This window comes from Photobacterium obscurum (assembly GCF_026191635.1).
In the GTDB taxonomy this organism is placed as follows: domain Bacteria; phylum Pseudomonadota; class Gammaproteobacteria; order Enterobacterales; family Vibrionaceae; genus Photobacterium; species Photobacterium obscurum.
This window is the reverse complement of record NZ_JAKRRW010000033.1, coordinates 38,320-47,176: the sequence shown is the minus strand read 5'-3', so window position 1 is coordinate 47,176 and position 8,857 is coordinate 38,320. Positions and strand designations below refer to the sequence as shown.

Annotated in this window: 5 protein-coding genes; 1 reads left to right on the top strand and 4 read right to left on the bottom strand. The window is 39.1% G+C overall.

Annotation, left to right across the window (positions count from 1 at the left end):
- Positions 1-2,685, top strand: a 2,685-nt coding sequence (locus MD588_RS24465; RefSeq protein ID WP_265700513.1) for a hypothetical protein, incomplete at its 5' end; no start/stop codon positions are given.
- A 59-nt stretch (positions 2,686-2,744) separates the two neighbouring features.
- Here the strand turns inward: MD588_RS24465 and MD588_RS24460 are convergent.
- The 4 genes from MD588_RS24460 to gmtY form a co-directional block, all read right to left on the bottom strand.
- Positions 2,745-3,785, bottom strand: coding sequence for an IS481 family transposase (locus MD588_RS24460; protein WP_265700511.1), 1,041 nt, complete (start codon positions 3,783-3,785; stop codon positions 2,745-2,747).
- Between the two features lie 210 nt (positions 3,786-3,995).
- On the bottom strand, positions 3,996-4,622 hold the full coding sequence (gene gmtX, locus MD588_RS24455) for a gamma-mobile-trio protein GmtX (protein WP_265700510.1): 627 nt from the start codon (positions 4,620-4,622) through the stop codon (positions 3,996-3,998).
- Positions 4,600-7,209 (bottom strand): gamma-mobile-trio integrase GmtZ, encoded by a 2,610-nt coding sequence (gmtZ, locus tag MD588_RS24450; RefSeq protein ID WP_265700509.1) that lies wholly within the window; start codon positions 7,207-7,209, stop codon positions 4,600-4,602. Before gmtZ ends, gmtX begins: the two co-directional genes overlap by 23 nt.
- Positions 7,206-8,678 carry a gamma-mobile-trio recombinase GmtY gene (gene gmtY / locus MD588_RS24445; protein WP_265700508.1) on the bottom strand — a complete coding sequence of 491 codons (1,473 nt, stop codon included), beginning with the start codon at positions 8,676-8,678 and terminating at the stop codon, positions 7,206-7,208. Before gmtY ends, gmtZ begins: the two co-directional genes overlap by 4 nt.
- Between the last annotated feature and the right edge of the window lie 179 nt (positions 8,679-8,857).

Genomic DNA, 8,857 nt, shown 5'->3' with positions numbered 1-8,857 from the left:
TTAGGTGACTATATTATAGAAAAAAATACTCTAGAAAATCTAAGTGAACAACTTGTTCAGCAAATTGCAGATCGAGAAGCAAGATTAGGAAAGTCATGTGATCCTAATCAACTAAGCGATATTGTTAGTGCATCTCATTTTTCAGAAGTTCTAGATTTAGCCGTTCAGGCTGCCAGTAATACTAGCGATGAAGAACTCCTCAGCAAAATACGTAAATACGCACACGATATCAACTTAACAACTATTAGAAACTCTCTTTCTCATGCTAATAGAGATTACAAATTACAATATTGGTATCTTGCTGCATCTTTAGGTACTTTACCTGAAATTGAAAGTTTGGGTTTGAAAAATGTTATTGAAAATGTCATCAGTGCGGAAAATGATGATTTAAAAGAACCACCTAAAGAGTGGTTAGCAGAAACAAGTAATAAAATCCCTAATAATCTTCCTGCATATTTTGAACATGACTCGACTGGATTGGTTGGTCGTAATCGAGAAGCAAAAGAGCTAACCAAACTTATCTTGAATAAGCGTGTAAATACAATTGCAGTCGTAGCTCCAGGTGGTGTCGGTAAAACAGCTCTCGTATTAGATCTCCTACACAACTTATCTTTTACCACAGAAACAGCAAACAACTTCAATGGTCTTATTTTCGTTTCATTAAAAACAGAAGAGCTAACACCGAACGGCATAAAAAGTTTATCCGCAATTCAAAGCTTAGAAGAATTAAAAAATGCGATCTTAGATACATTTAATGATTTATGGAACACCGACTATGATAATTTTGACAGTTTAATTTCAAGTGATATTGAACATAAACCTCTTTTGTTCATTGATAACTTAGAAACTTTAATTAGAGATAACGAATCAATTTTCAATGATTTCAACTCCAGTCTACCATATGATTGGAAAGTATTAATTACTAGTCGAATTAATGTTTCAACAGCAAAAACACTTCCGCTTCCAACATTAAGCTCACCAGCAGCATCACAATTGGCTAGAGAATACCAGAAAAACAAAGGTTCTCTACCTCTAAATCAAGATGAAATAGATAAAGTAATTAATAACTGTAATTTTAATCCATTAGCGATAAAGTTAACTTTGGATTATTGGTCTCTAGGTAACTCTCTACCAACAGCATGGCAAAAAGCTAACTCTGGAATTGCTGAATTCTCATTCAAAAATCTAATTTCATCACTTTCTAGTGAAAGCATTGAGGTTCTGGAGTTATTATTTACTGCGGATAGGTGCTCAAGAAAAGACATATGTAACTTATTAAGCATTAACATTGATGAATCAGCTAAAGCAATCTCAGAGCTATCAAAAACAAGTCTAATCAGACGAATAACTGAAGCTGATCATGAATACTATGAAATTAATGCATCTATTCGTGATTTCTTATTAGTAAGTCCAAAGAACATTAATGTCAGACAAAAAGTACAGACTAACATCAGAAAAAACAAAGATAGAGCTATTGAAATAATTAGACTACAGAATACAAAAAACATTTCTGAATATAGTGAAAACTTTATACCTGAACACATAGATGAGACTCTAAAAATCAATCTTCATAAGGTTAATAAGTTATGTCATCAAAAGTCTAAGGGTAATGTTGACTTTGAAAAAATAACCGACACTTATACAGAATTTCAAGAGATCGGTTCTGTATATAATAATGATTATTTATATCAGAGAACTTTAGCCAGACTTTATACATTAATGCATGATAATATTAATGCTAAAGCTTCATTGCTAAAGGCTTATAAGATTAATTCAAATGATGTTGCAACAGCGATTCTTTTAGCTAAATCCTATCATGAAGAACGTGAATATGATGAGTCTGAAAAGATATACACAAAACTATTAGAAAAAACTGACATTAGAAATGATCGATGTACTTGGTACTCAATCTTAAATGGTTATTACATATGCCTTTTGCACCAGAGCAAATATGAAATGATATTTGACTCAACCAAAAAATGGCGCGATGATTCGCAATATGGTAGCACTCTAGGAACCTACCGGGCATCTGCATTTAAAAGAAAGATAGAAACTCAAATCGAAAACAATGAAACAGATGAGTTATATAAATCTTTCAACAGTGCTTTAAAAATAATGCACACGGTACTTAAAGAATCTGGTTATTTCTTTGTTGCAACACGTGAAGCGTATAAAATCATTGATAGCATTTCATACTACTTCTTTAACAGACGAAACTCACTTTGTGCAGAACAGGTTAAATCAGCACATCAATTGCTAACATTTTGCGATGAGCACATCAAAGACATTTATCAAAAGCAAAATAAAGACACCAGCGAATTATACAAATTTGTTAAACACGCACGTTCACTATCAATTGATAATAATCCTTTTTCAAGCACTAAGTGGGATATTAGAAAGAGTCCTTCTGAAGAAATAGGCGTTTCATTTAACACAATAAATTCATGTAAAAAATTCGTCCGAACAAAAGTTCAAAACATTCCTAATGATAATGGCTTAAGAAAACCATTCATCTTCACTGAAGATGCTTACAAAAAACGATATTTTGTTCATAGGAACACATTCAAAAATGGAGAAAATGTTCATTTTTATAGCTTAGAAGTTGGTGATGACCTCGCAATAATGCCAGAAAAGATTGCTGGAAGAGAATTAGAACAATCAATTGAAACCTATCATATAAAATAATATGTACTAATTCAGACCTGATCTGACAGTTACCCATTTTTGATTCGGTGCCTGTCAGATTAAATCTGGGCTAGATTCTTTTCGGCCCAGATTGATTTCCCATCTTCTAATGTCTCCATTGGCGTTCTGCCACAGCACATTTTTCCTTGATGAGTACGATGATTGTTGTAGTAGTCCATCCATTCGTCCAGATCTTTCTGCAACTCTTCCATCGAGCCATACAGTTTCTTTCTGAACGTAACTTGGTAGAACTCGTTTAATATCGTCTTATGGAAGCGCTCACAGATACCGTTCGTTTGTGGCGACATGGCTTTGGTTTTCGTATGGTCGATATCATTAATGGCGAGGTAAAGCTGATAGTCATGTTGCTCAACGCGGCCACAGTATTCTGTGCCTCTGTCAGTCAGTATTCGAAGCATTGGTAGCTCGTGTGACTCGAAGAACGGTAATACTTTATCATTCAACATATCGGCAGCAGTGATAGGCGTTTTTGTGGTGTAGAGTTTGGCGAACGCTACTTTGCTATAGGTATCTACGAACGTTTGCTGGTAGATACGGCCGACTCCCTTTAAATTGCCAACATAGAACGTATCCTGAGAGCCTAAGTATCCAGGATGAGCCGTTTCTATCTCGCCACAAGCCTCATCATCCTGCTTTTTGCGCTCTAATGCTGCAACTTGTGCATCCGTTAAGATGATACCGTTTTCGGCAACCTGCTTTTCCAGCGCTATAAGTCGTTTCTTGAAGTTCTCAAGGTCATTCCTAAGCCAGATTGAACGAACGCCGCTTGGAGAGATAAACACGCCTAGCTTGCGCAGTTCATTACTCGTTCTAACTTGCCCGTGAGCAGGGAAATCAATGGCGTACTTGAGAACAGCTTGTTCAGTTTCACTATCCACACGATTCTTTAAGTTTGGTGTTCTGCGACTTTGATTGATTAAAGCATCAATACCACCTGTTTCAACCAGCTCTTGGTAGCGGTAGAAAGTGTCTCTTGATACGCCCATAACTTTGCAGGCTTTTGATACATTGCCGAGTTCTTCTGCAAGATTGAGAAGACCAGCTTTGTGTTTGATGATTGGATTGCTAGTATGAAGCATGAGAGTTACCTCTTAGTTTCTTTGATTACGGATTCAGCACCTTTAATCAAAGTGGGTAACTCTCTTCTTTTCCAATTGAAGTGTCAGATCTAGTCGGAACTAATACAAATAATAACCCACATAAAGGGGCGATTTTATGCCCCTTTATCTCTCTAGGACAAATTAATATTCCGCCACTTAATAACACATTATCATCAACCTATTTTATACTTATAGTTTTTTTAAGCCATTAACATAACCACGTTTATAAACCTCATTACCTTCTTTATCCTTTATCTGGCCTGTAGGCATCACTACCCACTGCATTGCTCTCATCAACTCTTCAGATACAGCATGCTTTAAGGCTTCAACTTCCATTGGTGTTAACTGTTCGGCTGCTTCTGTTTCTGGATTTTTTGTTTTATCGATCACTATTTCTGTATTAGCCTTGATAATGTTTAATTGATCGCGGTATCTATTCCTCTCCGCGAGGATTGAACCAACGACAGCTCTTATTACGGGATCATTGATACTATCCAATACTGCCTGATCATTACTATTGAAGAGCTGTTTCTGACGAACAGACATCGGCTTTTTGGTTGTTGTCCCCGAGTAAGTTGCCCAAACCTCAATCAGTTGCTGAAAGTGTTTACCTGTTCGGTTGCGAATCGTTTGGGTTGATGGGCCTCCAGCTTCAGCAGACAACCGACCAATTGTTGCTATGCAAAAGTCTTTCTTTTCGGATTCAGCCTGATCTTCCAGCACCTTGTTCAAAATTTTAATTGCTTTCGCAGTCCGTGCTGTAGCATTTGCTAACAGCTCGCCCAATACTATTTCAGGCTTTACGATTTCGCTCATTGGCTCCACCTCCTATTGCACCCGTTGCATTTAAGTCAGACAAACGAATCATCGACAACTGCGTTTGTTTCTCCATAGCTTCAATCCCCGCTTCAAGCAACCCCGCTTCAACCAAACACTGGCCTGTTTCAATGTACTCTGCCACTTTACCCTGTGCCTGCTCACTATCTTTGATACCAGTTTTATTCATCATTGCATTAACCATGGCATTACCAGCCAGGAGCTGAGTTTCTTCATCCATATTCATGAAAACTGGCATATAACCTGACTGCATCAGTACTTTGTTGAGATAGTTCGAGCGCTGGGTAATGGCTGACGTCTTTGTTAACTCATCACGAAGATCATGGTAAATCTCAGCATCATCACAGAGCTTAATAAGCTGGCGAAACTCAGAGGTTGTTTCAAAGAAGTTAAAGTGTGGGAAAATATCATGTAAGGAGCCAATTGCGATGACTTTTTGAGTGTTATCACTTTCAGTTCTGTCTTGCTCCAACTTAATCAGCTTACGAATAATCTGAAAGCAAGCTACCAAGTCTTTGCAATATTCATCTGCCTCTACACGTTGCTTTTCAATCCTACGATCCAGTGTATGAAGCTCATGATATTTCATGAAGGTCTGTTTGTTCACCTCACAAAAATATTCTTCGTCCAATAAAGCATCCTGTTTAGCTTCCAGTTCAGTCGCTAATTTGGCAGCTTGTGTGGCCTGATAACTCAGATTATTGAAATGTGCAGTAAGCACATGTAGATAGCGGATATCAGTAATAAACCACCGGCAACGAATACAATTCTCGCTTCCATGCGGAACTGGGCCATATAGATCAGGTTGATTACGATTTGCCTTTTTGAGCTTTTCACCACCATTCCAGCAGCCTCCTAAGCTTGTATTTGCCTCAATTCGTGACGTGTTCCCCCCCACTAAACACAAACCTATATGCTTTTCCTGCCAACCCGCGGGATTCTTAACGCGGAGTACATTGGCAATAGATACCAAATCATTACTGGCCGTTTGAAGTTCAATCTGCTCCAGTGACTGACAAGCAAGAAAAGTCTGTAAACTTTCATCTTGCTGATCGTTAATTTTCTCCTCCGCTTTACGCATTTTCTTCGCCATCATCACTGGTGTAACTTTGGTATAATGCATGGTCATCATCAGCCGACTATGCCCAACAAGCAGCTTTGATAACACAGGCGCAGGTATCTCACCCTCTAACATATAACAAGTAATTAGTGATACCCTTAGGCTATGCGTAGGAAACAAAGACTTACGAGCATTGCTTGGATCAACGAAGCAAATTTTATCGCCATTCGATAACGCCGTCCCCTCTTCGAATAATTGACCTTCAAAAAATTTCAGCAAAGCAATCCATAGATGATTAATCATTCCATCAGTTATAGGAAAATGCCGCTCATTCAATAACGTTGCAGCAGCGTTTCGAAAGAGAAAGCAGATATCCCCAATGGCTTCACGCTGAACAGTCGTCTTCGTGCTACCGAAGTGCTTATATTTCAAGGAGTGTATCGATGTTGGTTGCGTTAGAGGGTTATACTTTTCTTGCCAATTTCTGAGCTTTTCCAGCCAATATAAAACTTCACCATGTTGCCATGGGATAACATAACCTCGAGACAACTCATCCTTATTTCTATCTGCCGTTTTGTTGGTATTGATGTATAGCCCAGTCATGATATCGCCTATATCTGGCGTTTTTATCCGATGAAAAACGCCTTTCTGCCATGGTCGCTTCTCCGTACCCTCAACAAAACTATGCTTGTCATTGAGTACCCAATTCTGGCTCTGATAACGCCATGTATCAGCCTCACCAGAATCCAACATCCTTACTTGAAATGTTCTCAGCGGTAGCTGTAATTTGAGATACACCGCCATTGCACGAACTGGTGACCAAATAAAGTAAAGCGTTTCACCTGACTTATAGGACCTCTTAATACCATCAACATCAATCGTCCGGTCTTTATCAAGCTTTATGGCCTGCCAGACACAGTCTTGATCATCTACGTTGATTTCCGATTTATCGACCAAGATCCAATCTTTAAGGTGCCGTGAACTGCTTTCAATTGCCTTGCTTTGCGCTATTGCCCAGACCCAATCTCTGAAATTCCCGTTTGGTCGAGGACATAGTTGTTGTCTGAGCCTCTTGATATAAGCATATGGCAAGGTGTTATAAACTGTTTCTTGCTTAGGAGTACTGTTTCCTTCCATATTGAAAGGGTTACTAAATAATGGAATTAGGTCACCATTATCATCTGGCTCGCTGTAATAGGTAGCAAGCACCCAATCAACAAACTGTGATACTTCGTTATTCAGGCGTACCTGATACCCTTCTGAAAGCTCAAACTGCTGTAAAAACTCATTATATGGCTGAAGCTTACTTTGGAATAACTCCACTGGGTCAGTGATAAACTGAGGCACTAAATAAGCTTCAAGAAACCGAGACAACGCCGTTCTAGTTCGATCAACACCAAAGTTTTTTTGGAGTAAATATGTGGATGCCAACTCACGCCACGTGTCCCATCCACTACCAAACTTATCTGTAAACCACAAAAACTCCATATCATCCGAACGGTTCATTCTCTGCTCCCAAATGATGGTTGATGACCAGAGAACAACCCTCTCGGGTCAATATCGTCAAACCCTTCCCTTAAAATATCTTTCCATGACAACACGACTTCTTCTTTGAATGTAGGATGTTGAATACCATCAAGACGTGATGTTGCATCATGGCAAGCCTTGGTGACTTCCCTAATACCAGGTTGGGTATAAACCAGTTGAGAAGATAACGACGCATGGTGAAGTGCTTTCTTGATTAATATTGGATCTAGGCCTGCTTCTGTAAGCCGCCGACCGAAGGCATGTCTGTGTGCATGAGGAGACAACCCTTCAACTTTCGAGGCAGTTAATCCAATACGGCTTAATGCAGCACGATAATTACAATTGAAAGCATTAAGTGTTAAAGGCTGCCCTAGCGTCGTGACAGAAAAAGACACAAATGCATAAGGGTGAAAACGTTCTAAAGGTAGTAGTAAACGAAGGTATTCACGCCATAACTGCCTAAACAATTGACCAAGATATGATGGGAACCAGCACAGTTGGATATAGTTGTCAGAATGATCAACTATCCGTGTTTTCCAACCAACCCGTGCTGTTCCGGTAAGTTGATTTCTAGACCTCAGACCAAACACTTCCGCAAGATAAGCACTGCGTGTTTGCTGTTTATTTCGCCCTCTCCAATTATTGGGAGCTTTACCATCTTCAGGATGAAATAGCCGCACAATGACACTGTTACAATCATCAGGATCTTCATACACATCTTCAACCCACAAATGTAAAGCGTCACTTTCACGTACTCCTGCACCATGCATCAGTAATACGATTAGTTGATCTCGCAGGCGAACTCGATAGTCTTTTGCACTACCAAGCCCATCAATAAAAAAGGGCTTAAACATGGCTTCAGAAAAAGCTATGGCATCATCATCGACCTTAATAACGTCTCTCTTCCCACGAAGCTTTCTGGTTTTTTTCACCATATCTGACAAGCCGTGGGGTTTTAAGTGGCCCAAGAAATTAAACTGGTTCTTCTTATGCCAAGCAGCATAATTCAAAGCTTGTTGGTAACTTGAAGCTTCTTCTAATGGGTTTAAGTTAGACACTCCATTGTTAAGAACTAACCAGTCTGTAAGCCCATTGAGTGCTGAGATAAGTTGATTGGTGTTACTTACAGAACGCGGTAACCAATACAATCCTGACGGGTCATGACCATCATGATTGATAGTACCTAAAGAAAGCTTATTAACGAAATTGGAAAATAAAACAGTGGGTGATGAATACAAACCACGGTTAGCCTGCATGTACTCTAGTAACAACTGACAAGCAAAGACAACACGATTCATCCAAGGCTGACTTCGAGCATGATACTGACTAAGTACATAGTCCAACAAAGGCTCAAACACACCTTGCTTAGTCAGAAGCACTGGCACCTCAAGTAAGCGCCCAGATTTATCTGTTCGAACCTTTGCTGTTACCTTCACCAGTGCAGCCACTGAAAGCCCTTCCATACGCAACTTGATTTAGTAGGTATAGTAGAATTTTCACTATTGATCTAATTTAAAGATTAGCTACTTGAGTAAAGAAGATGAGTCTTTTGATGGGGTTTTAGTATAGTCAGGGGAACTATAAATAAGGCTTATGGTGCAAACTACAAAACGCCAGATGGGTGGAA